2 protein-coding genes and 1 pseudogene are annotated in these 2,083 nt (G+C 68.2%); 2 read left to right on the forward strand and 1 reads right to left on the reverse strand.

What is annotated here, in order from left to right; genetic code table 11:
• Positions 1–273 precede the first annotated feature (273 nt).
• Positions 274–855, forward strand: coding sequence for a DoxX family protein (locus BN903_RS03870; RefSeq protein ID WP_048076442.1), 582 nt, complete (start codon positions 274–276; stop codon positions 853–855).
• A 51-nt stretch (positions 856–906) separates the two neighbouring features.
• On the opposite strand, the gene fer is transcribed toward BN903_RS03870, so the two are convergent.
• Entirely contained in the window at positions 907–1,563 is a 657-nt protein-coding gene (gene fer / locus BN903_RS03875; protein WP_048076443.1) for a ferredoxin Fer, read from the reverse strand.
• A 138-nt stretch (positions 1,564–1,701) separates the two neighbouring features.
• On the opposite strand from fer, the pseudogene BN903_RS03880 reads away from it, so the two are divergent.
• Positions 1,702–2,052: pseudogene (locus tag BN903_RS03880) on the forward strand (flap structure-specific endonuclease); the annotation flags it as partial.
• Positions 2,053–2,083: the final 31 nt, after the last annotated feature.

Raw genomic sequence — 2,083 nt, forward strand, 5'->3', positions numbered from 1 at the left:
GTGTCGGTCCGGGACGTGGCCGAGCGCGCGGCCGAACTCGCGCCGACGGCGGACATCGCCACCGCCGGCGTCCGCGAGGGGAAAATCGAGTTCCTCTCGGGCGAGCGCGACGCCGTCGAGGACGCGGTCGTCGCCGCCGTCGCCGAGGCGTTCTGAGGACGCCCGGGATATTCCTGTTAGTTTTCGTTCCGATTCGTTTGAAAACTCTCGCGCATCGGATCGGGCGGTAGATTATTCTACTCGTGTGAGACTCCCTCACGTAGGTGTTTCAAGATGGCAACACGACCGTCCGAACGGACGCTTCGCTCGGAACTGCTCGGGAGAGACGTGGAGTTCAACTACTCGGAGACGTGGCTGGCGTACTCGATGCTCGGCCTCCGGGTCGTGATGGCGTGGGTGTTCCTCCAAGCCGGGTTGGAGAAGCTGTTCGAGGGCGGCCTCGCGGACCCGCTAGCGTGGAGTTCCGTCGGCTTCCTCCAGAACGGGATCGCAGACGCGAACCCGCTTCAGGGGGTGTTCCTATTTTTCGCCGACTTCGCGGTGATCGTCGACCCGATGGTGGTGTTCGGCCAGATCCTGATCGGACTGGCGCTGCTGTTCGGCGTGTTCTTCCGGTTCGCCGCGCTGATGGGCGCGATCATGATGTCGCTGTTCTGGACGGCGGCGTGGCAGGGCGGGCTGCTGGCCGGGTTCCCGATGAGCCACGGCTACTTCATCGACAGCTCGTTCGTGTACATGCTCCTGCTGTTCGGGCTGGGCGCGTGGGGCGCGGGCCGGATCGTCGGGGTCGACCGGGCGCTGGAGTCGAGCGACCTCGTGCGGTCGACCCCGTGGCTGCGGTACCTCCTCGGATGAGCGGGATGCGCGGCGGCTCGGAGATTTTTCGACGCGCGACGCGACCGCCGATCAGCGGCGCGTGAACGGCCCGGGCGGGAGGATGAGGTCGTCGAGTTCGGGTCGCTGTTTCACGTTGAACACGACCGACAGCTCGTCGGTCAGCGGGTAGCCGTTACAGGAGAGCCGGAAGCCGCGCTCGGCGAGGTCGTCGGGCATGATGTGGTCGGTCGGCTGCGAGAGCTCGCCGGCGGCGAGGTACACCGCGCAGTTCGCGCAGGCACCGCCGCGACACGAGAAGGGCCACGCGAAGCCGCTCCGCTCGGCCGCCTCCAGCAGGCTCTCGTCGGGGTGGACGAGCAGGCGACCGTGGGCGTCGGGGTCGAGGTCGGCGTGGGACGCCTTCCGGAACAGCTCGTCGTCGTCGAGCGACCAGCCGTAGTCGACGACGGCCTCGTAGTCGAGGAACTCGACCCGGGTCGACCTGGGGGCGCGCGCGTCGCCGTCCTCGGTGAGGTCGACGTCGGCGGGGTCGACGGCGTCGTCGCCCCCGTCACCGTTCCCGTCGCGCTCGGAGAGCTCTCGGTAGGCCCGGCGGACGAGCTGGAACTCCTCGATCGAACCCCCCTGATCGGGGTGGGCGCGTTTCACACGCTCGCGGTACGCCCGCTCGACCGCCTCGTCGTCGGCGTCCTCGTCGACATCCAACACCTCGAACGGGGAGACCATCCGGTTACGCCACGTAGGCGCGTGAGACACATAAACGGCCCAGAAGTCGGCAGGCGTGGGACGACGGCGTGAGCCGGTGGGCGGACGCGTCGCCGCGGACGGTCAGCGTTTAACACCGGCGCGCACAAGGGACAGGCAATGGGAAACGCCGACCTGCGCGATCTCGCGTCGATCCGCGACGTCCCTTTCGCGGAGATCGAGGGGAGCGTCGTCGCCGTCGACGCGCACAACTGGCTGTACCGCTACCTCACGACGACGGTCAAGTGGACGGCCGACGAGAAGTACACCACCGCGGACGGCGTCGAGGTCGCCAACCTGATCGGAGTGGTTCAGGGGCTCCCGAAGTTCTTCGAACACGACCTGATCCCGGTGATGGTGTTCGACGGGGCCGTCACCGACCTGAAGGCCGACGAGGTCGCCGAGCGGCGCGAGAAGCGCGAGCGGGCGGAGGAGCGCCGGGCCGCGGCTGAGGAGCGCGGCGACGCAGTCGTGGGAGGCAAGGGCACACAGGGGGATAGGG

Source organism: Halorubrum sp. AJ67 (assembly GCF_000513435.1).